This window comes from Lactococcus muris, assembly GCF_042849115.1.
Lineage (GTDB): Bacteria > Bacillota > Bacilli > Lactobacillales > Streptococcaceae > Lactococcus > Lactococcus muris.
Genome location: NZ_BAAFQO010000008.1, coordinates 18,417 through 41,588, shown reverse-complemented (window position 1 = coordinate 41,588; position 23,172 = coordinate 18,417). Strand labels below are relative to the sequence as shown.

Below are 23,172 nucleotides of genomic sequence, written 5' to 3'. Positions count from 1 at the left end.
GACTTTACTTGATTTTTGAAACACAAAAACCGCTCTATTAAGCGGTTTTTAATATAATACACTATAATACAATGCATTAGGAAAGGCGGCAGACGGATTTGAACCGACGATCAAGCTTTTGCAGAGCCATGCCTTACCACTTGGCTATGCCGCCACAACATTAATCATTATATCGAAATCTAAGCGTAAAAGCAAGAACTTTTGTGGCTTTTTCCCCATCAAATTCCTGTTTCATTCTTCCATTTTAACAAGCACCTGCTAAAGACGAATGTATATCTTCTCTTGAACATCACGCGTTTTTGAGCCAACTCTTGGTGCTTCAGAGCAATCAATAGCCCAGAATACATGTAAAAACAAAAAGTACTCAACCTCACCATTCTTATGTATGGGCTTGAGTACTTTTTCACTTTTGGGAATGTTGTCCCAAATCGTTTATTTTTCTCAAAGTTTTTGTCTATTATATTACTGGTTTTCCAGCGCTTGAATACGTTTTTCCTGACCGATGATTTCACCAGCCAAGTCTTTGAAGGTAATTGCGTTCATCAGATGGTCTTGAGCATGTACCATATAGAGGTCTATTTCTGTATGGATACCCTGTGCTTCCTTCGTCAACATATCTGTCTGAACATCATGGGCTTGAAGCAACTCTTGATTAGACTCCTGAAGGGACTTTTCTGCTGCTTCAAAATCTCCTTCTTTTGCCTGTTGGATTGCTTGAAAGGCCAGACCTTTAGCATTTCCTCCATGCATGATAATGCCCATCACAATTTCCATTCTTTCTTCGTTCATTACATCCCCTTTATTTCCTAATCTTTATCTCTGTTTTACTTCATCAGTGCTTCTGCTGCTTCTAGGACTTTATCTCCTCGCATCATGCCATAATCTTGCATTTTTATCACATCCATCGGCACATCAGCGGCAGCTGCTTTCTTTTGTACTTCTGCCTTCATGAAGCCTACTTGTGGTCCTAAAAGAAGAACATCTGGTTTAGGATTGGCAGCGAGCATATTGTCAATATCCGCTGTTGATTTTGCAAAAATTTCGTAGTCTTTTCCCTTGTCTGCAGCTGCTTTTTGCATTTTTGAAACCAAAAGAGATGTGGACATCCCCGCTGCACAAGCCAAAGCGATTATTTTATCAGCCATATTAATTTTTCCCCTTTTTCTTTTATAGTTTTAAGTATACCGCTTTCATTTCTGTTTTGCAAGTGCTCTCACTAATGAAGACAAGGTATTTTATAAGTAATCACCATTATTTTCGATTAAGCTCTTATACCAGTAATAAGAATCTTTAGGAATTCGTTTTAAACTCCCTTCCATACGCTCATCTTGGTCAACATAAACGAAGCCATAGCGTTTTTGATAACCATTCAGCCAACTTAACAAATCTGTATAAGACCATGTATGATAACCTATAACCTGAGCACCATCTGACATTGCTTCTTTTATGGCTTTCACGTGAGCTTCTAGATAGTTGATCCGGTGGGCATCATGAACTTTTCCAGATTCCAACTTATCATATTCTCCAAGACCATTTTCCGTAATCATCACTGGGATACGATAGCGGCTAGTGATACGGCGTAATGCAATCCGCAAACCTACAGGGTCTATTTCCCAATCCCAGTTTGTCCGCTCAACAGCTGGATTAGTCACGCGCTTGTACAGTCCCGGAATCCCTTGCTCACCACCAGAGCCCTTGACACCAGTCGTGTTCATTTTACCCAGAGTTACCCCACCTTCTTTTGGATTCCACGCATTTGCAGCAGTTTGATAGTAATTAATCCCTAAAAAATCAGGTTTGGCGGACTTTAACAGTTCAAAATCACTTACTTCTGTTTCAAACATCAAGTCATTTTCTTTAAGATAACTTAAAGCTGCGATGGGATACTCCCCATAACAATAAACATCCATCCAAAAGTGCGCAAGCATTTCTTCGGCATTTTCAGCAGCTAAAACATTAAGAGGATTTGCATCTATCGCATAGTTCGGCGTGTAGGCAAAGGAAGGACCTATTTGCCCCGGCATTGCCATATCATGAAATTTATTGATAACTGCTGCATTTGCTAAGTTTGCATGGTGATTCACCTGATAAAACAGTTTCATATCAACCTTCCCCGGCGGATGTGTCGCTAATACCCAGCCGTGCTGAGTAAAAATATTTTGCTCATTAAGGGAAACCCAATATTTTACTTTTCCTTTGAAGGCTATAAATAAAGTTTCAGCATAATTGACAAAATCCTCAATGATTCGACGACTTTCCCACCCACGGTACTCATCTTCCAAAGCCTGAGGCAAATCCCAATGGTAAAGGGTGACCACAGGTTCAATATCATGTGCAAGCAGTTCGTCTACTAGGTCCGTATAAAATTTCAAACCTTTTCTGTTGATTTCTCCTCGTCCTTCAGGAAAAATACGTGTCCAAGCAATCGAGAAACGGTAGGATTTCAGTCCCATTTCTGCCATAAGTGCCACGTCTTCCTTATAGCGATGATAGTGATCAACAGCTATATCACCAGTTGTTCCTTGAAATGTTTTCCCCGGAATTCGGACAAAATTATCCCAAACAGAAAGTCCTTTGCCATCTTCATCATGTGCCCCCTCAACTTGATAAGCCGCTGATGCAGAGCCCCATAAAAAGTTTTTCGGGAAAGCTTTAAGTTTTTTATGTTCCATTATAGTTCCTCTCCATTTGAGGCAATGACTTTACTGTACCAAGCAAAAGAATCTTTCTTCGAGCGTTCCAAAGTTCCATTTCCTTCGTTATCTTTATCCACATAAATAAAGCCATAACGTTTCTTCATTTCACCTGTTCCAGCAGAAACAAGGTCAATAAAGCCCCAAGGTGTATAACCTATCAAGTCCACGCCATCGTAGTTCACTGCCTCCTTCATCGCTTCAATGTGGGCTTTCAAGTATTCCACACGATATGGATCATGAATGCTGCCATCTTCTTCGACTTTATCCACGGCTCCAAAACCATTTTCAACGATAAAGAGTGGTTTTTCATAACGTTCATTGAACCAGTTCAAACTGTAGCGTAGCCCTAATGGATCGATTTGCCAGCCCCATTCTGACACTTGGACATATTGGTTTTTTACTAAATCTCGGTTTTCAATATAATCAAAAGTTGGAGCCCCTAGCTTCTCTTGCTTTTCCGATTTTTCAGCTGTACTTGGCATATAGTTCAGTTTAAGACTTGGGTCAATCTTTTCAGCCTGATCTTTGATGGCAAAACTCATATAATAACTAAAGCCGATATAATCTACTTCTCCTTTAGCGAGTTTTTTAATATCTTCTTCTGTTATATCCAAGTCAAAACCTTTGCGTTCAAAGTATTTGAGAATATAGCTTGGATAATGTCCACGCGCATACACATCAGTAAACCATAGACGTCGTTGCATCGCAATCTGCGCCGCCATCATATCTTCTGGTTTACATGTCGCCGGATAGATAGGACACATGGCAATCATACATCCTATTTGAAACTCCGGATTAATTTTGTGGCCGAGCTCAACAACCCGTGCTGAAGCGACCAGCTCATAGTGTGCAGCCTGATACATAATCTTTTCACGATTTTCACCTTCCACAAACTTCAGGCCCGAGTTAGTAAAGGGGGCAAAATCCATGTCAAAATTCGCCTGATTATTAATCTCGTTAAAAGTCATCCAATATTTGACTTTATCTTTATAACGTGTCATCACGACTTCAGCAAATCTTACAAAGAAGTCAATCAATTGACGATTACGCCAGCCTCCATATGCCGTAACCAAATGATAAGGCATTTCAAAGTGCGAAAGCGTAATGACTGGTTCGATACCATTTTTCAAGCATTCATCAAACAAATCATCGTAAAATTGTAAACCTTCTTCATTTGGTTCCTGTTCATCCCCATTTGGGAAAATACGCGTCCAAGCAATGGAAGTGCGGAAACAATTCACACCCAATTCTGCAAAAAGTTTGACATCATCCTTATAACGATGATAGAAGTCAATGGCTTCATGATTAGGGTAATTTTCACCGGGTAATACCCCATCGGTAATCCGACGCTCAACCCCATTTGCTCCAGCAGTCATGACATCAGCAACGGAAACACCTTTTCCACCAGCCTTCCAGCCACCTTCAAGTTGATGGGCAGCTACCGCGCCGCCCCACAGAAAATCTTTTCTTAAAGTCATTTTTCCTCTCTCTTTTCTCTAATTCTAAGGTTTGAACCTGCGTTTCTTTGCATTCTAAACATCCTCCCCTTTTCTAAACGCTCAGCTCCCCTCTATAAATATAATCTCATATGCCACTTTGTGAAATTACATTTATAGAAGGGAGATCAAGCATTGGCTTAATCTCAACTTTCTATTATGCTTGTTCGGCTTGCTCTGCTTCGTATGCTTCTTTTTCTTGTTGTACAAGAATCGCATCATATTTCTTAGCAAATGGCCAATAAATAATCCCTGTGACAAAAATCATTAATGCCTGCCATAAAGCCCCTTGCCAACCTCCAACAATCAAACCTGAAAGGATAGGTGGTGTTGTCCAAGGCACATACATCCCATTAAATGGAGGGATAATATGTAGTGCAATAGCTGCATAGGTTCCGAAACCTGAAACCAGCGGTGCAATCAAGAACGGGAAAGCCAAGATTGGGTTCAGGACAATAGGCATACCAAAGAGTACAGGCTCATTGATATTGAAGAATGCAGGTGCCAGAGTCAATTTCCCAATCGTTCTCATTTGAACGGAACGTGCACGATAAATCATAAAGATAACGAAACCAAAAGTCATTCCTGAACCTGTTACTGTAATAAATTGGTCCATGAAAGCTTGCGTTACAATGTGTGCACCATGTTCAAGTGACAGCTTTCCTTCTTGGAAAAGTTTAAGGTTATCTGCGTTATTTGCTAAAAGCAATGGACTCATAATACCGCCAATAACTGTTGCACCATGCACACCAAACCACCAGATAAACACAGGGAGGAAAGCAATTAGGAAGACACCTAGAGGCCCATCTGCAACATGTTGCAATGGTGTTTGAATCAAAGTATAAATCCACTCAATTGGTGTTTGGTCTGTTGTCAATACAGACAGGGCATAGACCAACATAGCGCCAAATGTAATCGCAAATGCAGGAATCAAAGCCCCAAACGAATCAGCAACATTCGCTGGCACTTGTTCAGGAAGTTTGATACGGATGTTTTTCTTCATGAACCAAGAATATGACCAGCCGACAAGCAAACCACCTACAATCGCAAGAATCATCCCTTTGCCGCCCAACCAGGCCGCATCAATAACTCCATTAACTTGATATTCCCCAACTACAGCAGAACCATCAATAATTTTAGTCACTGTTGAAATGGAGCTTGGTTGAAGCATAACCATAACGATAATAGCAGTCAACCCTGCAGAAGCGCCTTCAAAACCTTCACTTTTTACCCACGAATAAGCAATACCAAAGGTTGCAAACAAGGCCATAATACCAAATGATGCAGCATATGCTTGATTAAAAATCGGTGTCCAACCAATCTGTGAAATCCAATCTGCAACATTTTGTTGCGGGAAGTTTGCTAAGATAAGGAAGATTGCCCCAATAATGATGAAAGGAATAGGATATAGCATACCGTTTTTAATCGCGGTCACGGCTTTTGTATTCAAAAATTTCATCATTGGAGGCATTAGTTTTTCATTGATAAATTTATTCATATTTATACTCCAAAATTTTATTTTATATATTAACGCATTAAGGCCTCTGCAGCCGCAACTACATTTTTGCCGTTCATCATACCGTAATCCTGCATTTTGATGACGTCACATGGAACGCCTGCTGCAGCTGCTTTTTTTATGGCTTCTGCCTTCATGTAGGCCACTTGCGGACCAAGTAATAACACATCCGGTTTATTTGTTCCAGAACCTACTAACATGTTATCAATCTCTGCTACTGATTTAGCAAAAATTTCATAGTCTTTTCCTGCTTCTTTAGCTGCTTGCTGCATCTTGGTAACAAGCAGCGAAGTAGACATGCCTGCTGCACATGCAAGTGCAATAACTTTTTCTGCCATTTCCTCCTCTTTCTCCTTTCTTTTTCTTTTGAGCTCATAATTATTATAACGCTTTCAGAAAAGGCTTTCAATGCGTGGTCTTCTGCGGTTTTTGTAAAATGAAACAAAATAAAAAACGCTTAAAATCGCGGTTTTTGAGATTTTCATTATTTAAAAAAGCAAAAAAACTTGCACAAATTCGCAAGTTTTTTAAAACATGTTTCTCTTTTTGAAACAAATCTCCTTTTCAATTTTCTAAAAAATGGAGTGTTTTATGCGCAAGAACTTCAAGGACGGCAACAACAGGCAACTGAGTTGTCAAATTTCCTAAAGGATAAAGTTTGGACCACTCTGGAGTCAAGTTATAAAAAAGTTGTAAGTCTGCAAGTCTCCCTACTGTACTGTCTTCATTATTAGTTAAAGAAATGATTTGCGCTCCTTCCTGCTTAAATTCTAACTCCTTATTGATAATCTGGATTGTTTCTCCTGAAGCAGAGAGAATCAGAGCAATAACATTTCCTGTATCATTAATTTGAATGGCCTGAAAAGGATCATTGATGACAAAGGCCCGCAAACCAGCATTAACAAAGTACTTACATGCATAATCAGCCAAAGAACCTGAATTTCCAATCCCCATAAAAACAGTATAATCTGCCTTAGCAATCATTTTTGCCGCTTCATTTAAACGTTTTTGATAACTTTCGGAATTCATACGACGTAAAAACATGTCAAACTCTAACATGTTGTCATAATGCTGTTCTTCCGCTGTTTTGGGTTTGCTTTGATTTTTAAGAAAGAATTTTAGTTCTGACCAGCCATTAAAGCCTAACTTTGTACTCATTCTTACAATCGTTGTCGTTGAAACATGGAGCTGGCTTGCCAAACTCCGAATGGTTGACTTTTGCACCTTTTCTGGCGATTTTATGATAAAATCAAGAACCAGCGTTTCTAGCTCATTGAGCTTGCTTATCTGTTCTGGCTGAAACATCTGAAAACTCCTTTATACAGCTGAAAATAGTGTGAATTTAATTAAATAATAGCCCAGAGCCAAGGTCTCTCTAGCATAATGCCCAGCAACTCGCAGAGGAGACGTGCGAGTTACAGCAGCATAGCCTTGGTAATTCTCATATCCTGACTTTGAAGCCAAATAAAGGCTGCGATACAAATGAAAATCACTAGTGACAATGAGTACCTTCCCTCGAACATACTTTTTAGAAAACGCGAAATTCTCAACAGTATTTCGCGCTTTCTTTTCCTCAATAATCCGACTAGCCTTAAGTCCATGTGCTTTAAGATAGTCCGCCATACCTTCAGCTTCCGTCACGGGAGAACCCGCACTCTGATAACCCGAAACAATCACACGCGCTTGTGGATGCTGTTGCGCAAGTTTCAAACTCACATCTAGTCTCTCCTGAGTCGTCGGCTCTGGTTTTCCATTTGGAGCGATTCGACTTCCAAGAACCACTATCGTTTCTAATCCCTCTATGTTTTCTGGGCGATGATTAGAGGCACTCAAAATCAAGCCTAGGCAAAATAAGGCATAAACACATCCCAAGGCAAGAACTATATTTAAAACCCTAAAGAATTTTTTCATTAAAATTTTTGTTTACGCGCTTCACGTTGCTTACGTGCATTTTTGTTATACTCTGCACGACGCTTTTTCATATTTTCTTCTTCTATAGCCCATTTTAGAGCACGTTTGTAACCTGGTTTGACCTTTTTCTTACTTTTAGCCAGTTGACCACGTAACTTGTTAGACAATTCACCCGTCTTGGCTGTACGTTTTTCACGACGGTCACGATCATAGGAGTCTACAATTTCGCCGTTCTTCACAGCTTTAGGTTGGAATCTTATTCCCATTTTTTCGATTTCACGAATGGCTGTGTCATCTGCTGGGCTATAAAGTGTAATAGCCGTTCCAGATAGGCCATTGCGCCCTGAACGCCCCACGCGGTGAACAAAGAAAGACAGGTCACGTGGAAGCTCGTCATTAATAACATGGCTCACCCCTTCAATGTCAATACCGCGTGCTGCAATATCTGTAGCAACAACAAACTGATAGTCCAAGTTTTTGATGCTGGCCATGGTACGTTTGCGCTCACGTGGAGGAATATCCCCATGAATTTTAGCCACTTTTATACCATTACTTACAAGAAAATGGTGAATATCATCCACGCGACCTTTTGTATTTGCAAAAATCATTGCCATATAAGGATTTGTTGCTTTTGAAAGCTGAAGCAAGATTTGATTATGTGAGGCGCCTTTTGTTGATATCAACCAGTTTTCAATCGTATCTGAGATCACCGTTTTCGTTGCAATCTTTTCCATAACTGGATTATTCAAATATTTTTTGAGGAAAGGCTGCAATTTTTGAGGAATAGTTGCAGAAAAGACCAGCATTTGTACTTTTTTACCAAAACTTGCGGCAATCTTATCCACATCCGTCAAGAAGCCCATATCCAAAGTCATGTCCGCTTCATCAACAACAAAGGTAGAGGCTGTATGAACATCCAAAGCCCCTGACTTGATTAAATCTTGAATACGCCCTGGTGTACCAATAACAATATGCGGTTGTGCTGTTTCGAGCTTCTTAATCTGGCGTGCCTTATCTGTCCCTCCGACATAGTTCACCACTCGAATCGCCTCGTTAAATTTAACAAATTCTTGAGCAGCATGATAAATTTGTGTGGCAAGCTCACGTGAGGGCGCAGTAATAACAGCTTGGACCTCATCAAGATCTGTATTCAATTGTTGGAAAATAGGGAGTAAGAAAGTATGTGTCTTTCCTGAACCAGTTTTAGATTCCCCTACCAAATCACGGCCTGATAAAACGACAGGAATCAGTTTTTCCTGAACGGGGGTCGGCGAAACAAACTTGATTGCCTCAAGCGTTTCATTGATATAATTCTTAAAGTTAAATTCTGTAAATTTCATAGCTCCTATTATAGCATGAATAAAGTATTTATAAAACCAGAGTCAAGTTTCAAGTGTAATTCTGTCATAAAAACTTCGCTTTAAAAAGAAGTTTCCTTTAAAGAGTCATTTCACATAAGGAGCTGTTTTAGCTCATGGATTATTTCTAGAAATGGCATTGATAGGCTGCCCTTCCTGTTTCCAACAGTTTCAAAACCCTGAAGCATCTCCTGACCAAAGCAAAAATAGTCAAACCGAACTCTGACTATTTACTTCATATTCTTTTTCATTTTATATGTGTATAAGAAAAAATCCAACGCTTTATAAACTTAAGTCTTATAAAGTATTTTTTGTCAGTTGACTTAATAAATCTTCAAAGGCAACTTCATATTGTTGGATATTTCCAGCACCCATAAAGACATAAACACCACGATCGTGGTCCAATAAAGGTGAAACATTTTCTACCGAAATCACACGGGCAGGTTTACGCACTTTATTTGCAAGGTCTTGCGCCGTGATTTCATGATGATCAACTTCACGTGCTGAACCATAAATTTCTGCAAGATAAACCGTATCTGCCGAATCCAGCACTTGAGCAAACTCATCTGCAAAAGCAATTGTCCGTGTAAATGTATGCGGTTGGAAAACAGCAACGATTTCACGATCTGGATATTTTTGGCGTGCAGCATCGATAGTCGCTTCAATTTCTGTTGGATGATGTGCAAAGTCATCAATAATAATTGTCTCCCCGACCCTTTTCTCTGTAAAGCGGCGTTTTACACCGGAGAAAGTCAAGAGATAATCAGCAATATCATTCATATCTAAGCCAAGCTGATGTGTCACACCGACCACAGCCAAAGCATTGGCAATGTTGTGCTTTCCATAAGCAGGTACAACAAAGTGTCCTATCTTCTCACCACGGAAGTAAGCGTCAAATGATGAACCACGTGTGGAGCGAATAATATTCTTTGCTTGATAATCATCCCCATCTTCAAAACCATAGTAGTAAATAGGTACTTCTGCCTTAATTTTACGCAAATAAGGATCTTCACCAAAAACAAAAATACCTTTTTTAATATTTTGAGCGTAATCTTGGAAAGCAGAAGCGACATCCTCAATATTTTGGAAGTAGTCTGGGTGATCAAAGTCAACATTTGTGATGATTGTATACTCTGGATGATAAGGCATGAAATGGCGCTCATATTCATCAGACTCAAAAACAAAATACTTACTCTCTGCGTTCCCGCGTCCTGTACCATCCCCAATCAAATATGAAGTATCCGCAGCATTTTTCATAACATGAGCAAGGATGCCTGTAGTTGAAGTTTTTCCATGAGCGCCAGCCACACCGATGCTGATAAAGTCTTCCATAAAGTGCCCCAGAAATTCGTGATAGCGCTTGAAGTCAAAGCCATTTTTTTCAGCAAAAGCAACTTCTATATTATTGTCTACACGAAAAGCATTACCCGCAATTATTTCGACATCTGGTGTGATATTTTTCTCATCGAAAGGCAGGAGAGGAATTCCAGCTTCTTCAAGGCCTCGTTGGGTAAAGTAGTAATCTGTCGTATCAGATCCTTGAACCTTTTTCCCCATTTGGTGGAGCATAAGCGCGAGTGCACTCATACCTGCGCCTTTAATTCCGATAAAATGATATACTTTTTCCATGATAAATAAGAAATTTCAGCCGGAACTGAAATCTTTTCTCCTTCTTTTATTTAAAGTCCACGATCAAACAAGTTCTTGCGTTTATTGTCAAAATACTCATTTTTAGCAGTTTTATTTTTATCTTCCACTTTTTGGGGCGAACCTGAAATAATTGCTTCATCAAGATTCAAACCACGTTTTTTCATATCCCGAATAGGATTATTGTTTACCGGACGCCTCGGAGACATCGGTTTTTGCTCAATTGCTTTTTTCTCACCAAGGGGAGATTTAGAAGCATTAAGTATTGCTGATGAACGGCGCATAGAAAAGTCATCCTTGTCGCGCTCTAAAGGATGAACATAGTTTTTGGGACGTTTAGGAGGCACTGCGGCTTCTCTTTTAGCTTTTTCTTTTGACTCGTCCACACTTGTTTTTTTAGGCATCTTATCAAAAGAACTGTAACCACTATGATTGCTATTTAGCGGACGATGCTGTGTACTATAGCTAACCTTAGTTTTTATTGGCTTATAGACATCCGAACGTTTTTTATCAGACATTTGAACATTACTAAAAGAAGCCTCGTCTTGTTGACTAGGATTTTTGGTGATTAACTGTGAGTTCGTCATGATGACACGTGTATCTTTTTCAAGCATTTCATCATCATCGATGATTGGAAATACAACTCTTCTTCCTTGGTTCATTGCTTGTCCTACTTATTTTTGTTGGTCTTAAAGCTTTTTCTTTACATTCGTTAAAAAGCTTATTTTTTCTTATTTTTTTCTTAGGTAAATGATTCAACTATTATTATATCGCATTTTCAGTGATTTTTAAAGTTATAGTCCCAAAATTTCTCGGATTTCTGCTTCACTGAGTGTCTTGTCAATCACATCCCCATCTAAAACATTAGCAATCAAACCCTTCTTACGCTCTTGAATCTCCATTATTTTTTCCTCAATCGTCCCTTGTGTAATCAAACGAATGACTTCAACCGTACTTTTCTGCCCCATACGATGTGCTCGTGCTATTGCTTGTTCTTCTACCGCTGGATTCCACCAGAGATCAACAAGGATAACCAGATCTGCACTGGTAAGATTAAGGCCTACTCCTCCTGCCTTAAGAGAGATAAGGAAAGCATCACGACTTCCCGCATTGAAAGCTTGAACCATTTCTAAGCGCTCTTTTACTGGTGTTGACCCTGTCAACTTATAAGCTGTAAGGTCCAATTTTTCCATCGCTTCTTCAATATGAGGAAAAGTTTTGGTGAATTGTGAAAAAATAAGGGGACGATGACCGGAGCCCTTGACCTGCGCCAAAAGCTCCATCAAACTATCAAGCTTACCAGAGCCCCCTTCATAATTCTCCATGAAGAGAGCTGGTGTATTACAAATTTGACGAAGACGTGTGATACCTGCAAGAATTTCGATGCGCGATTTCTTAAGACTTGCGCTGTCCATTTGACGTACCGAACGTTGCATCAGCTCCAGCTGCGCCAAGTAGATAAGTTTTTGCTCTTCAACCATATGATTACGCAAAGTCATCTCCATCTTATCTGGCAACTCTGTCAAAACATCTTCTTTTTTACGGCGCATAATGAAAGGATGTATGATACGCGCAATAACTTCTGGTGACATTTTATTGAATATCTCACGCTTGGGCAAAAAACCTGGCATGATGACTTGGAAAATGGACCAGATTTCTTCCAAACGGTTTTCCAGTGGTGTTCCTGACAAGGCAAAAGTATGTGCCACATTGAGCTGACTCAGTGCTCTGTTTGTCTTGCTGCTGTAGTTTTTAACAGCTTGCGCCTCATCTAGGAGAAGGTAATCAAGTTCCTTGCTCTGATAATCATCAAAGTCTTTGAGGAAACTTCCATAGCTTGTAATGTATACTTGATGTTTCCCCTGAATCATCGCATCACGTTCTATTTTCATCCCATCTACAACAACATAATCAATCTTATCCGTGAACTGCTCAAACTCACTCGCCCAGTTATAAATAAGACTTGCGGGAGCAGTAACTAAAGCCGTCTCACCTTCCTTCAGATTTGAAAGCAGATAAGTGATGGCCTGGATTGTTTTCCCCAGTCCCATGTCATCCGCTAAAATGCCCCCCAAATGGTAATGCGTAAGCATAGACATCCAACGTACACCCGTTTCCTGATAGCTACGCAACTCTGCTTTCACATGCTCAGGTTTTTCGTAAGGATAGGTTTCCGGATGTGTCAAATGCTTATAGAAGGCCTTAAATTCTGCCGAAAAGCTGCTGCTTGATATATTCTCAAATATCTTAGAAACCTGAAAACTCCGTGTGACATTGACTTCCAAGCTCGTTCCACTGATAGTAAAATTATCATCAAGCTCGCGTAAAGCCGACTTCAGCTGGCTAAATTTCTGGTCAAAGATAAATAATTTGCCATTTTCACTGACATAATACGCTGCATTATTTTGCAATTGTGCAATGACATCGGCAAACTCATTTTCACCGATACTTGGCATTTCAAAGGCAATATCGAGCAAACTCCCACGACGGTCAATTACGATTTCGGGAACTTCATCAACTCTCATAGCCTTCAAAGCAGGTGAAAGTTCCACCTGGCCGAGCTTCTGAAATTGTGGCAAAATGTTGATGAAAAAGGTTTCCGCAAATCCTGCCGAAAGTGTCACACTCCCTGTAAAAGAACGCGCAAAACCAAAACGCGCCATAAGTGTAAATATTTTATTTTCTAGGCGTAAATCACGTGAAAATTCAAGAGTTTCCAGCTCATGGAAATGGGACACTTGGAAATTGCCATAGTCAAACCGGACAGACAATTCGATAGTCTGACCGTCAGGGTTAGAAAAATAAAAAATAGGCCTAAAAGGACGAATAACAAAATTCTCAGGTGCTGAGATTTGGCCTAGAGTAGAAAGCTTCTGAAGGGCTTGAGCTACCTTATCTTTATCCGTGTATGAAAATTGATTGTGTTTTTCACCTTCCAACTCCTTCTGAACCAACTGTAAAAGACGTTTCTGTTCATGGTTGACCTTATAAAAGACGTTCTTGTAATACAGGAGCGAACCGCTATAAAAAGAACTGAACGCATGATCTTCAATCTTTAATTCAATAAAGTCTCTTTGGCTCATAACACTGAACTTGAAAATTTCCGAGTCTTTGTCTAAAGAAGCAAACGTAAAATAGTTAAGCAAACTTCCAAATATTCTTAGGCTAAAGCGTGACAGATTTGAGGCCAAGTCCATAGCTTCCTCAATAAAAAGATAAGGAAAATTAAGATAGCGTCCGTTTTTGATATAGAGCTGATTAGCTATTTGTGTATCTAACTTGCCATGAATCTTTAACAGAAAGTTTAAAAAATCCTGACTGGCCTCATCAAAGTTGTCAAAAAAGAGATCAACATAATGAAGGGCGCCCAATGAATACTGCCCAAAATTTTGTAAAGTTCTCAAAAAATAAGGGATATCTTTGATGACATAGGCTCTTCCTAGACGTTCACTGTATAGGCGCAAGTCAAAATACATGAAATAATCCATAGAGAAAACATCATAAAGTTGCGCACTATCTTCAACATATACCTCAAGCGAAAACTGATCTGCTCCAAAACTTACCTGTGTTTCACCATTCAAAGCATCCAAAAAAGAGACATTGGCAGCCAAGTCATCATTTGCAACCAACTCTATCTTTTCCAGATTTTTCTTATCCACTTTGTTCTCTTTAGCTTCGTTCTTGAGATATTCTTCAACTGCAGCGATATGCTTACAATACCGATGATTACGCTGAAAATCAGGACAGGAACAATAATCCTGTGCGCCATCCATATCATAAATCACCTGCTCTCCATCAACATCAACGGAAAGCTTAAAATCTTCTATTGACGGATCCATCAAAAGCCCCTGATCGTATAGGGCGATTCCCTCACTGCGCACGCGCGCCGGCATCATTCTGCTCATCTTATTTTTATCCTATTTTGATGCCTTCTTGCATCAACTCTCCGTCTTTTTTCTTACTCATCCTATTAAAATGTGCATATATTATACCATATCTCAAAGCTTTTTTCACGACAGTCTCCAGAAAAAGAAGCTTTGCTTTTGACCATAAAAACTCTTTTTATAAGCGGTGTTCATCTTTCAGTAAGTCATTACTTGATGCTGTCAGTAACTCCAAAAATGTTTTCGAAAAAGCTTCTGGTGGTTCAGGAAAATCTTGGTTCAGCCAAGCTGTAACAATGCTGATAATATTTTTAGAGATAATCCTTACTTTGAACTCTTCTGACACATGCATTTTCTTCCGTGAATCATTTTCATCTAAAAATGGCAAAAAGTATGTACTTAGCCTCGTTTCAACTATTCTTCCATAATAAGAATCCATAGAAGTGGTCGTTAAGACCCTAAACCAAATCCTATACTTATAGACAATGGGTAAAATTTCCTTCGCAAAAAATGTAAATGGTGATTCCTCTTCCTTCATAACTGCGCTGTCCAAGCGCTTAAATATTTCCAAATTCATTTTGTTTCTGATGTCTTCCAGTATCTCCTCTGTATTTTTATAATGCTTTTTATAAATAGCCTGTCTGCTTACATTCGCTTCTCTCGCGATTTCACTTAGCGTAAAATGCTGTTTATTTGGCTCTTGTAATGCTAAACGGAAAAAGGAATTGATTATATTTTCACGTGTTCCTAACCCCATCTCTCGTCCACCTTCTCTTTAATTTTTTAATTATTAATTTTTATTAAAAGACTTCAGGGATAATTTTAATAAAAAAGTTGACACTTTGCAACTAGAAACTCATTTAAAGATAATAAACAACTTGTGTTATTGCATTTTTCGATGCTTGAAAACCGCGCAACTCATACAGAGTGTCAACTTTTAACAGATTTACACTTCATGAGAATTGTGTTAATTTTAATATAAAGAAATACACATTCTATATATTCACATTAAATTTATAATGAAAGGATTTTTATGCTTAAATCTCAAAAAATATTAAAGACCTTCCCCTATGTAAGCTGCATACTGCTTCTTATCAGTGGAACATTTTCTGGAATTCCTGCAAGTCCTGCAAGAGCCAATACGCTGCAGGCCCAAGAAAATCCCTCTGGAATTACTGGACTAACCGATGGTATCATACATAAGGGGCAGCCGAAAAAACAGATTCCTGGAAATGGGCAGCCCTATCAGATTGCCCAAGGAATAACAGTATCTGGCAACCAAGGCTCTGCCGAGTGGATATTCACTGCCGATGAAACTGCAATACCTCATACCAGCCTCACTGTCTACGTTTGTGGTGTTGGTAACAGCTATGTTACTTATACAATCACGATATACGGTGCCGGAACATACGTTCTCAATGCAAGCCAATACGGTGCATTTAATCAAGGTTTAGCCCTTGAAGCACCTGAACAGCCCATCGCATTAAGCGGTTCTGTACGCGTCCATTATGTTGATGAGTCTGGTCACTCTATTGCAGCAGTTGAAAACCTAAAAACACTGTCATGGCTTGAAGGGGATCCCGTACCACAGTATCAAACCCTCAATACGCCTCTGTATCGTGAAAGCATAACTTACAATGGGGAAATGTATAAACTTGATACAAATCTCATCCCGAGCAATGCCAACGGCTTTTATCTTCCCGGTCAAACTATTGACATTACTTACTTCTACAAGCTCTCTGCTCCATTAGAAGTGAGTGGTGATGTGGTTGTACGTTATGTTGATGAAGGGGGAAAAAGTATCGCAAACGATAAAAAGCTTTCAACCTTGTCCTGGTTTGTCGATGAAACAGCTCCTGCCTATCAAACCTTAGATACTCCCCTATATCAGGAAAGAATTAACTCTAAGGGAAAGGTTTATGAGCTAGATGTAAACAAGATTCCTGATAACGCGAACGGCTTTTATATGGCCAACCAAACACTCTCTGTAACCTATATTTATAAGTTAAGAGAAATTCCAGAAAAACCAGAAGAAATTTCTGATATTCCAAAGACAAGGGATGACTTCACCCTTGAAACAAAAGCTGTTTCGCCCAAGCCTCTAGACAAATCATATGCAAAAGAGAAGCTCCCAAAAACCGGTGAAAGGCCTACCTCGAGCATCGTAAGCATTGCAGGTAGCGGAATATTGCTCGCCCTGTATTACATTATACGAAGAAACTAAATAGAAGATGTGAGATAATTCCGACAAAAAAGCTTCACACAAGGTATTCTGCCCCTTGTGTGAAGCTTTTTTTAAACTTTTTATCGTCTCCTTCTTCCATTAGTCGTTTCAACAAAAGCCAAGTGCTACAAAGAGCTGTTTTTCTCTACCAGCTCCAGCTTACAAACACAGCTTATTTCCTGTCCTCACAGTTAAAGTAAAAAGCCGACTCAACAGTCAGCTTAAATTTTGAATCAATGTTTCGATGAGTACATCCCTATCCACAATCCATTGCGCTCGATTGTCTGCCAGATGCACCCGATTGGACAGGAAAATCACTGCTTTTTTCATTTCTAAATTCATCAAGATAAACGTTCCTGTATAACCGGTGTGCAACAGCCATTGATTCTGAATGAAATCCCAAGCCAAACTCCTTGGACGTTGACCAAAAGCAAAATTCTTTTGAAGCATCAGATACTTTTCATCTGCAAAATAAGCCTGTACAAACTTCACCAAGTCACCCATTGGCGCAAAAAGCCCTGCGGAGCCACAATGTCTACCAAGCACTTGCGCCTTAGGGTCGTGAACGCTACCTACTTTTACATCTTGACTTGTAGGAACAGCATTTAAGACAGGACCAAATGATGTATCATACATCTCCCATTTCTCAAATACCTGCGCTTTCAAAATTTCATCTAGAGGTCGATCATAAACTTTTTCAAGCATAAAGCCCAGTAAGATGAAGTTAATATCCGTATAGTGGCAACTCTTGTCCGCTGTCACTTCAATGTTATCAATGGCAGCCTTCAAACCAAAAAAATCCAACTCATCACGATTCTTTATAAAAGGATTAATTCCTGTTGTATGTGTCAGAAGCTGCCGTAACGTTAGCGTATCATCATGAAAGTCAGGATAATACTGTGTGAAAGGAGCATCAATGTCCAACTTGCCAGACAAAACTAGATTAATCACGGCTGTGCCCGTGCCCACAACCTTAGATACAGAAGCCAAATCCCATTTTTTGCCCGAAACCAATAGTTTTTCTTCTGGTACAATTTCCTGATTCCCGCGAATAAACTCTCGGACATGCTGTCCTTCCAAAAGAGCAAACTGACAGCCAGGAAAAACGCCTTGATTGACGTAGTCATCAATCTTCTCTAAAAACTCTTTTTCTTTTTTCATAAGCCTTGCTTTGTGAACCAAAGTTCCATATGCTGCGGAATATCAACCGCAAGTGTCTTCGCTTTTCTATCCAAATACAGTTTGTCTGTGGATAAACTCTCTGCAAAGCGCACGAGGTCAAAGTCTTGAGACACCTGAAAACGCAAAAGCATCAAGTCTAACTTTTCATCCACAGATGCTGACAGATCAGGGCCCTCATCTTCATAAAAGACAAGGCGTAAGTTAGGGAGCTCAATGTTATTCCCCACCGCTTTTACCCCAAGTATGTGTTCGTACGCTGTAACAATAGCTTTGTCCTCTATATTAATCTGAACTTCTTTGACAGAAAAATCTGACAAGCCCAAAAACTCCCCCTCATCAAAGTCCACATCAGACTTATCCACCTCAACTAAATCTGACCAATCCTCTACAGAAACCATTAAAAAAACATCATTTTCTGGAGACACAGCTTCAAAAGCCCAGCTGTCTTTTACTTGATAAAGATGAGAAACTTTGTCTATATTACGAGCGAGAAGCTGCTCAATCTCATCTCCATCTGCCTGAATAACTGTACGGCCGTGTTTTTTTACGCCTTGAACAGAAGCCAAACCTGGAGATTCTTCCAGTATTATTTTTGGATCTTTTACTGTATAACCCGCCAAAAAAACTTCAGCATTTTCTTCATGAAGAACTTTCAAACCTAAAACTTCACGGTAAAAATTTAAATTTTCTTCGCGGTCTAACACGCGATAGCCAGGCAAGCAAACTTCTAAGTTATCTATAAATTCTTTCATTTTATTTCTCCATTAATCTTCTTACATTTTATTAAAAATTATTCAAAGTATCAACGATTATATGTTAGAATTATTTTATGAACAGATTTAAAGACATCATAAAAAAACCTTGGACTTGGACGATACTCCCTGCTCTTCTCTTTGCCCTTCCCTTTTCTTTAGGGAAAGGCTGGCTTCAGTGGTTATGCCTCAGCCTCATTCTTTACCTTATTAGTTTGATTTTTACCTATAAAAAAGCGATATGGTTCGTGTTATTTGTGCTTTCTTTATTACCGAGTTTTACTACGGTACTTATAAGCCAACTGCACTCAGAAAAAGCTTTTTCTTCACTCGAACAAGTCGTCTTCTTTTTTATTTTCTTTCTCTCTTTAGGCTTATCTTATTTTCTAGCGCGGCGCCGAAAGATTATCCCTCCCATTGCACTTAAGGAATTTTCTCTGGGGAAAATTTTTCTAGGTTTTGGTGCTCTTTTCCTCACTTCTCTCTTCGTGAACCTACTTGCCCAAGCTCTTGGACTACATACCAGTACGGAAAACCAAGAGGCCTTAGATAAACTTGCTCAGATAATTCCCCTAGGCATCTTTGCCACTCAAACCATCTTTGCTGGTTTTTTTGAAGAGCTGACTTATCGTGTCGGTCCTTTTGAGATTCTCTTTGAAAAAAACAAAATTTTAGCCTTTCTTACAGCCAGCTTACTTTTTGCTGCTGTGCATAGCCCAACAGACCTTTACAGCTGGCTTCTCTACGGTTCCATGAGCTTAGTCCTAACAAGCTTCTATTTTAAATATCGAAACTTCTACCTCAACATGACTATCCATATGCTCTGGAACTTCCTTGGCATAAGTGCGACATTTTTGATAAACTAAAGCCATTATGATATAGTTAATACTGTAAAATTTAAAAAATTTGCACAATGGGTGCTCTTAGAATCTCTAAGAGCTGAGAAACACCATCTGACCTGATCTGGTTAGTACCAGCGTAGGAATGTGTCTGTATAGGAGGTCTTTATCCTCCTTCTCTTTGACCCTCCTTTGTGCCTACAAAAGGAGATTTTTTTATGTCTAATTCTAAAGCTATAGAGCTTACTGAAACGGCTATCGCAGCTGCCTTAGCACTTATCTTGAGCTTTATTTCTGTCAACTATGCTCAGGTGTTCTACCTTGAACTTGCAGTCATCCCACTGCTTGTTTTAGCCTTGCGCCGAGGGGCGGTTTGGGGAATGGCTGGTGGTCTTATCTTTGGCTTACTCTTGATTGTTTTAGGGCAAGCGACAGTGCTTACACCTGTCCAAGTTATTTTAGAGTATATCGTTGCGCCGGTTTCTCTTGGAGTAGCCGGAACTTTACGGCGAAAAGACTCAAGTAAGCCTGAAACAATCTTAGCCCTTGTCTTTTTCGGTGTCCTCAGCAAATATTTTTGGCACTTTATCGCAGGTGTTATCTTTTGGGGACAGTATGCTTGGAAGGGTTGGGGAGCTATTCCCTACTCACTGGTTGCTAATGGCATCAGCGGGCTCGCAACGGCTACGCTTGCCTCTCTTGTTTTACTCCTTATATCAAAGGGAGCACCTCAAATTTTTCAGAGGAAAAAGTGATATGATATAATGAAAATATGAGCAAGAAAAGAAAACTAAAGAAAACACTGGTTGAACAAATCTTGGACAAGCATCACATTAGTCACGAAGCTCTTGCCATAAATGCCTTGGAAGATAAGCTGCTGCCTAGTGATATTGAGCGCAGTGACATTTACAAAACACTTGCACTTAGAGGTGATAAGAGCGGACCTATCATTGGTATCCTCCCCTTAACAGAACATCTTTCGGAGAAAAAGTTAGCCAAAGTTTCAGGCAATAAAAAAGTCCACATGATTCCACAAAAAGATTTGCAAAAGACTACGGGGTATATCCATGGTGCGAACAATCCTGTAGGGATTTGGCAAACTAAAAAATTCCCTATCTATATCGATACTCTCGCACTTGAAGCAGATAAGATTATCGTATCAGCAGGAGAAGTCGGGCGTTCCATCCGTCTCAAGCCTAGGGATTTGGCAGCTTTTGTCCATGCAGAATTTGCTGACATCCGTGAATTTTAGAGAAAAGGGAAAAACTAGTTTCGCCCAATGATAGCTTTCTCTTTTTTCGCCTTCTCAACCTCCTACTCTATAAAATAACACTTTACAAAACTGGCTAAAACAGCTAAAATTAAGCTATGTTACCTAAGATTATTGCCACTTTGTATCCTCTTATCACATGGCTTATACTTGTTTTTGCTTTTAAATTTTTGCGTATCCGTCAGTTGACACGTCGTAAACTCCTTATTGCCGATGTGTATGTTCTGTTCTTGATTTATGGACTTCAACTTTTTTCAGAGCAACTCACTGCTGTAAACATTTTACCCTACTATCTTTTAATCTTATCAATCTTGGCTCTAATCTTGCTGTTGCTTGATTTATTCTACTATAAAGCTTTCAGCTACAAACGCTTCTTTAAGCTTTTTTGGCGTATCACCTTTATAGTAACGCTGGCTCTCTATATCGCCATGATTGTGATGATTTATTTACATTAGGAAACAAAACATTTTTTCAATGCTTCTTAAGTTAGGAAGATAAGGATAAAATCCCAAAACAAAAAACGCTTAACTCTGTGCACAAGGATGCCGCAGTTGAGCGTTTTTTCTTCTCGTTTCAAGCGCTTCTACTCTTTTTGTTTCTGAAAAAGCTGTCTTATTGGCGAACGATTAGGGCTGGGCGTGTACCTCTAAGTCCCCACATGTTATCTCTGGCGCCACCATCGCTGAGCCCTCCACTACCAGGGAATACATTCCAAGCATGTATGTCTGTTGCAGGTGTACGAAGCCACCATCCAGAATCTCCTGTTGCCAGTCTTTCTGAATTACTAGGAAAAGCACGGTCTGAACCTGATAAACGTGCCACATCAGCTAAAGAAAGGGAAAAAGCACGCGGCGTTCCACTTAAATCAACTTGGGTTTCATCGGCCACCACCTCTGGGAATTCATGCAGATTTTCAGGAAGAAAGCCAGCATCTATAATGACGCTCCCCAAACCCGTTTCTCCTGTGGTAAAACTATCCGACACAGGTCGCACCATGGCTTGGACATCTAAGCTAAGTTGACTATACCATTGATTATTACGGTCATTTTGACTATTGAAGCTTGCACCTAGCACTCCATTCCGAATAATCAAATGATTCCCACCCCCTTGATTCTCCAAATAACGGTACTGTTCCCCAGCCATAGTAAAGATGGTCCCCGGTGCCATAATGCTAAAGTTGATTTGGTCGGGTTGGACATTCTCCTCAGGGCCCGGGTTCCCCCAGTTGTTATCAATGGAACCCGTCTGTACAGCTGTCAAGAAGTCTGACAAGTCATCATGATGGGTAAAGTTTGCATCTGCAGCCAAGAAGTCATTGATACGATCAGGACTGATCAGTTGCCCGTCCACATGGATACCGTAGTAATATTCTCCCGGGATAGCGTTCGCTGCTGCGGTCATCTCTGCTGCATCCAAGAGGTAAGAGGTGGTCTCTCCTGCTTGGAGTTGATTCGCCCAGTAAGCCCAGCCTGTTTGGTGGTCGATGACCCAGAAGTTCCCGACTTTCAGGTTATTAGGTAAGGCTGCCCACTGGCTGATGGTCATCGGGGCACGGTCTTGTTGCAGGTTTTGGGCTGCATCATGGGTGACTTCTTCTCCCGGCCAAACTGGTCCGCTGTTATCAAAGCTGTCGCCAGAAGACCAGTAGGCATCTGTGCCGTCTCCGGGGTGAGTGGCGCCGTCTGTTACCCCATCTGTGGCTGTGCTTGTGACCCAGTCACGGGCATGTCCTGCAGAGGCGGTCATCAGGTCTTGGTTGTCCCGGTTGAAGGTCGGCATGAACCATGGGGCATCTTGACCTGAGCGGTTCCAACCAAAGGTCAGGTTGGAGTAGGTGTTGAAGGCTGCCGAGTCTCCTACACGGGTGTTCAAGTTGTTCTCTGAGGGACGCATGACCGTCCAAGTGTCCACTTGCTCACGGATGGTGCCGTTCACTATAGGGGTGAAGTCTGTATCTCCTACTGAACGTTTCTCCATGAACTCGGAGAGGCGGATACGGGCCATGAGCGGCACATTGCCATAGTTCTCCACGAAGACGTCCTTATTTTCCGTGTCACGGTTGTAGTAGTCGTGGACACGGCCTCCGGGGATGTTTTCTCGGATACGGTCATTGATGGCCCGCTGGTTGAAGGCTTGGAAGGCAAAGGTGCCGCCTACCAAGAGCAATAAGAGGGACAGGAGCGCGAGGTTGCGCAGCCGCCGCTGGTTTTTCTTTTCTGGTGTCATAAACTCCTCCTTTGACGTAACGTGTGGTTTAGATTTTTCATTACATTTGTATTTCTAATGTTACGTTTACTTTCTGAGTCTATAGTATAAAAAAAAAAAAGGTCAAATGAAATGAGTGTTTGATGAGAAAAGGGCTGCTTTTTGAATCTATAAAAAACTGCTCAGTCGGTT

21 protein-coding genes, 1 tRNA gene and 1 riboswitch are annotated in these 23,172 nt (G+C 40.3%); of the genes, 5 read left to right on the top strand and 17 right to left on the bottom strand.

The window, feature by feature from the left end:
* Positions 1 to 83 precede the first annotated feature (83 nt).
* The 14 genes from ACGHCK_RS06065 to ACGHCK_RS06000 all read right to left on the bottom strand — a co-directional run bounded on the left by ACGHCK_RS06065 (position 84) and on the right by ACGHCK_RS06000 (position 15,265).
* Positions 84 to 154 (bottom strand) — tRNA-Cys (locus ACGHCK_RS06065).
* Between the two features lie 308 nt (positions 155 to 462).
* Positions 463 to 789, bottom strand: coding sequence for a PTS lactose/cellobiose transporter subunit IIA (locus ACGHCK_RS06060; RefSeq protein WP_202231211.1), 327 nt, complete (start codon positions 787 to 789; stop codon positions 463 to 465).
* A gap of 35 nt (positions 790 to 824) precedes the next feature.
* Positions 825 to 1,145 (bottom strand): PTS sugar transporter subunit IIB, encoded by a 321-nt coding sequence (locus tag ACGHCK_RS06055; protein WP_251712123.1) that lies wholly within the window; start codon positions 1,143 to 1,145, stop codon positions 825 to 827.
* Positions 1,146 to 1,235: 90 nt separating this feature from the next.
* A complete protein-coding gene (locus tag ACGHCK_RS06050; protein WP_271328262.1) occupies positions 1,236 to 2,672 on the bottom strand; it encodes a glycoside hydrolase family 1 protein in 1,437 nt (478 codons plus the stop codon).
* Entirely contained in the window at positions 2,672 to 4,174 is a 1,503-nt protein-coding gene (locus tag ACGHCK_RS06045) for a 6-phospho-beta-glucosidase (protein ID WP_251422075.1), read from the bottom strand. The genes ACGHCK_RS06050 and ACGHCK_RS06045 overlap by 1 nt, the downstream gene beginning before the upstream one ends.
* A 175-nt stretch (positions 4,175 to 4,349) precedes the next feature.
* Positions 4,350 to 5,690 carry a PTS sugar transporter subunit IIC gene (locus ACGHCK_RS06040; protein ID WP_202231207.1) on the bottom strand — a complete coding sequence of 447 codons (1,341 nt, stop codon included), beginning with the start codon at positions 5,688 to 5,690 and terminating at the stop codon, positions 4,350 to 4,352.
* Between the two features lie 29 nt (positions 5,691 to 5,719).
* Positions 5,720 to 6,046 carry a PTS sugar transporter subunit IIB gene (locus tag ACGHCK_RS06035; RefSeq protein ID WP_202231206.1) on the bottom strand — a complete coding sequence of 109 codons (327 nt, stop codon included), beginning with the start codon at positions 6,044 to 6,046 and terminating at the stop codon, positions 5,720 to 5,722.
* A 226-nt stretch (positions 6,047 to 6,272) separates the two neighbouring features.
* Positions 6,273 to 7,013 carry a MurR/RpiR family transcriptional regulator gene (locus ACGHCK_RS06030; RefSeq protein WP_251422071.1) on the bottom strand — a complete coding sequence of 247 codons (741 nt, stop codon included), beginning with the start codon at positions 7,011 to 7,013 and terminating at the stop codon, positions 6,273 to 6,275.
* Between the two features lie 12 nt (positions 7,014 to 7,025).
* A complete protein-coding gene (locus ACGHCK_RS06025) occupies positions 7,026 to 7,619 on the bottom strand; it encodes a YdcF family protein (protein ID WP_202231204.1) in 594 nt (197 codons plus the stop codon).
* The gene (locus ACGHCK_RS06020; protein ID WP_251422068.1) at positions 7,619 to 8,959 is read right to left on the bottom strand and encodes a DEAD/DEAH box helicase; all 1,341 of its coding nucleotides are present in this window, start codon (positions 8,957 to 8,959) and stop codon (positions 7,619 to 7,621) included. The genes ACGHCK_RS06025 and ACGHCK_RS06020 overlap by 1 nt, the downstream gene beginning before the upstream one ends.
* 315 nt (positions 8,960 to 9,274) lie before the next feature.
* Entirely contained in the window at positions 9,275 to 10,606 is a 1,332-nt protein-coding gene (murC, locus tag ACGHCK_RS06015) for a UDP-N-acetylmuramate--L-alanine ligase (protein WP_202231202.1), read from the bottom strand.
* A gap of 50 nt (positions 10,607 to 10,656) precedes the next feature.
* Positions 10,657 to 11,286, bottom strand: coding sequence for a hypothetical protein (locus tag ACGHCK_RS06010; protein WP_202231201.1), 630 nt, complete (start codon positions 11,284 to 11,286; stop codon positions 10,657 to 10,659).
* A gap of 132 nt (positions 11,287 to 11,418) precedes the next feature.
* Entirely contained in the window at positions 11,419 to 14,529 is a 3,111-nt protein-coding gene (locus ACGHCK_RS06005) for a DEAD/DEAH box helicase (protein ID WP_251422065.1), read from the bottom strand.
* Positions 14,530 to 14,686: 157 nt separating this feature from the next.
* Complete coding sequence (locus tag ACGHCK_RS06000) at positions 14,687 to 15,265, bottom strand: TetR/AcrR family transcriptional regulator (RefSeq protein WP_394304506.1); 579 nt, start codon at positions 15,263 to 15,265, stop codon at positions 14,687 to 14,689.
* A 276-nt stretch (positions 15,266 to 15,541) separates the two neighbouring features.
* Between ACGHCK_RS06000 and ACGHCK_RS05995 the strand changes: the two genes are divergently transcribed.
* The gene (locus ACGHCK_RS05995) at positions 15,542 to 16,732 is read left to right on the top strand and encodes a MucBP domain-containing protein (protein WP_271328261.1); all 1,191 of its coding nucleotides are present in this window, start codon (positions 15,542 to 15,544) and stop codon (positions 16,730 to 16,732) included.
* 216 nt (positions 16,733 to 16,948) lie between these two features.
* Here ACGHCK_RS05995 and ACGHCK_RS05990 read toward each other — a convergent pair whose 3' ends face one another.
* Together ACGHCK_RS05990 and ACGHCK_RS05985 are read right to left on the bottom strand one after the other, a co-directional pair.
* Entirely contained in the window at positions 16,949 to 17,893 is a 945-nt protein-coding gene (locus ACGHCK_RS05990; protein ID WP_251422056.1) for a serine hydrolase domain-containing protein, read from the bottom strand.
* The gene (locus tag ACGHCK_RS05985; RefSeq protein ID WP_251422053.1) at positions 17,890 to 18,666 is read right to left on the bottom strand and encodes a CppA family protein; all 777 of its coding nucleotides are present in this window, start codon (positions 18,664 to 18,666) and stop codon (positions 17,890 to 17,892) included. The genes ACGHCK_RS05990 and ACGHCK_RS05985 overlap by 4 nt, the downstream gene beginning before the upstream one ends.
* 77 nt (positions 18,667 to 18,743) lie before the next feature.
* Here ACGHCK_RS05985 and ACGHCK_RS05980 point away from each other — a divergent pair, with 77 nt between their 5' ends.
* The 4 genes from ACGHCK_RS05980 to ACGHCK_RS05965 all read left to right on the top strand — a co-directional run bounded on the left by ACGHCK_RS05980 (position 18,744) and on the right by ACGHCK_RS05965 (position 21,230).
* Positions 18,744 to 19,532: a CPBP family intramembrane glutamic endopeptidase gene (locus tag ACGHCK_RS05980; protein WP_251422051.1), complete on the top strand. Its 789-nt coding sequence runs from the start codon at positions 18,744 to 18,746 to the stop codon at positions 19,530 to 19,532.
* A gap of 37 nt (positions 19,533 to 19,569) precedes the next feature.
* Positions 19,570 to 19,668: riboswitch (TPP riboswitch) on the top strand.
* Between the two features lie 55 nt (positions 19,669 to 19,723).
* Positions 19,724 to 20,260, top strand: coding sequence for an energy-coupled thiamine transporter ThiT (gene thiT / locus ACGHCK_RS05975; RefSeq protein WP_251422048.1), 537 nt, complete (start codon positions 19,724 to 19,726; stop codon positions 20,258 to 20,260).
* 17 nt (positions 20,261 to 20,277) lie between these two features.
* Positions 20,278 to 20,757: an aminoacyl-tRNA deacylase gene (locus tag ACGHCK_RS05970; RefSeq protein ID WP_251422045.1), complete on the top strand. Its 480-nt coding sequence runs from the start codon at positions 20,278 to 20,280 to the stop codon at positions 20,755 to 20,757.
* A gap of 116 nt (positions 20,758 to 20,873) precedes the next feature.
* The gene (locus tag ACGHCK_RS05965) at positions 20,874 to 21,230 is read left to right on the top strand and encodes a DUF3397 domain-containing protein (RefSeq protein WP_251422042.1); all 357 of its coding nucleotides are present in this window, start codon (positions 20,874 to 20,876) and stop codon (positions 21,228 to 21,230) included.
* Between the two features lie 157 nt (positions 21,231 to 21,387).
* Here ACGHCK_RS05965 and ACGHCK_RS05960 read toward each other — a convergent pair whose 3' ends face one another.
* On the bottom strand, positions 21,388 to 23,001 hold the full coding sequence (locus tag ACGHCK_RS05960; RefSeq protein WP_394304505.1) for a hypothetical protein: 1,614 nt from the start codon (positions 22,999 to 23,001) through the stop codon (positions 21,388 to 21,390).
* Positions 23,002 to 23,172: the final 171 nt, after the last annotated feature.

What these genes read in the sequence shown, in the direction of transcription:
- ACGHCK_RS06060 (WP_202231211.1), bottom strand. Translation starts at nt 789, where the DNA reads ATGAACGAAGAAAGAATGGAAATTGTGATGGGCATTATCATGCATGGA.
- ACGHCK_RS06055 (WP_251712123.1), bottom strand. Translation starts at nt 1,145, where the DNA reads ATGGCTGATAAAATAATCGCTTTGGCTTGTGCAGCGGGGATGTCCACA.
- ACGHCK_RS06050 (WP_271328262.1), bottom strand. Translation starts at nt 2,672, where the DNA reads ATGGAACATAAAAAACTTAAAGCTTTCCCGAAAAACTTTTTATGGGGC.
- ACGHCK_RS06045 (WP_251422075.1), bottom strand. Translation starts at nt 4,174, where the DNA reads ATGACTTTAAGAAAAGATTTTCTGTGGGGCGGCGCGGTAGCTGCCCAT.
- ACGHCK_RS06040 (WP_202231207.1), bottom strand. Translation starts at nt 5,690, where the DNA reads ATGAATAAATTTATCAATGAAAAACTAATGCCTCCAATGATGAAATTT.
- ACGHCK_RS06035 (WP_202231206.1), bottom strand. Translation starts at nt 6,046, where the DNA reads ATGGCAGAAAAAGTTATTGCACTTGCATGTGCAGCAGGCATGTCTACT.
- ACGHCK_RS06030 (WP_251422071.1), bottom strand. Translation starts at nt 7,013, where the DNA reads ATGTTTCAGCCAGAACAGATAAGCAAGCTCAATGAGCTAGAAACGCTG.
- ACGHCK_RS06025 (WP_202231204.1), bottom strand. Translation starts at nt 7,619, where the DNA reads ATGAAAAAATTCTTTAGGGTTTTAAATATAGTTCTTGCCTTGGGATGT.
- ACGHCK_RS06020 (WP_251422068.1), bottom strand. Translation starts at nt 8,959, where the DNA reads ATGAAATTTACAGAATTTAACTTTAAGAATTATATCAATGAAACGCTT.
- murC (WP_202231202.1), bottom strand. Translation starts at nt 10,606, where the DNA reads ATGGAAAAAGTATATCATTTTATCGGAATTAAAGGCGCAGGTATGAGT.
- ACGHCK_RS06010 (WP_202231201.1), bottom strand. Translation starts at nt 11,286, where the DNA reads ATGAACCAAGGAAGAAGAGTTGTATTTCCAATCATCGATGATGATGAA.
- ACGHCK_RS06005 (WP_251422065.1), bottom strand. Translation starts at nt 14,529, where the DNA reads ATGAGCAGAATGATGCCGGCGCGCGTGCGCAGTGAGGGAATCGCCCTA.
- ACGHCK_RS06000 (WP_394304506.1), bottom strand. Translation starts at nt 15,265, where the DNA reads ATGGGGTTAGGAACACGTGAAAATATAATCAATTCCTTTTTCCGTTTA.
- ACGHCK_RS05995 (WP_271328261.1), top strand. Translation starts at nt 15,542, where the DNA reads ATGCTTAAATCTCAAAAAATATTAAAGACCTTCCCCTATGTAAGCTGC.
- ACGHCK_RS05990 (WP_251422056.1), bottom strand. Translation starts at nt 17,893, where the DNA reads ATGAAAAAAGAAAAAGAGTTTTTAGAGAAGATTGATGACTACGTCAAT.
- ACGHCK_RS05985 (WP_251422053.1), bottom strand. Translation starts at nt 18,666, where the DNA reads ATGAAAGAATTTATAGATAACTTAGAAGTTTGCTTGCCTGGCTATCGC.
- ACGHCK_RS05980 (WP_251422051.1), top strand. Translation starts at nt 18,744, where the DNA reads ATGAACAGATTTAAAGACATCATAAAAAAACCTTGGACTTGGACGATA.
- thiT (WP_251422048.1), top strand. Translation starts at nt 19,724, where the DNA reads ATGTCTAATTCTAAAGCTATAGAGCTTACTGAAACGGCTATCGCAGCT.
- ACGHCK_RS05970 (WP_251422045.1), top strand. Translation starts at nt 20,278, where the DNA reads ATGAGCAAGAAAAGAAAACTAAAGAAAACACTGGTTGAACAAATCTTG.
- ACGHCK_RS05965 (WP_251422042.1), top strand. Translation starts at nt 20,874, where the DNA reads ATGTTACCTAAGATTATTGCCACTTTGTATCCTCTTATCACATGGCTT.
- ACGHCK_RS05960 (WP_394304505.1), bottom strand. Translation starts at nt 23,001, where the DNA reads ATGACACCAGAAAAGAAAAACCAGCGGCGGCTGCGCAACCTCGCGCTC.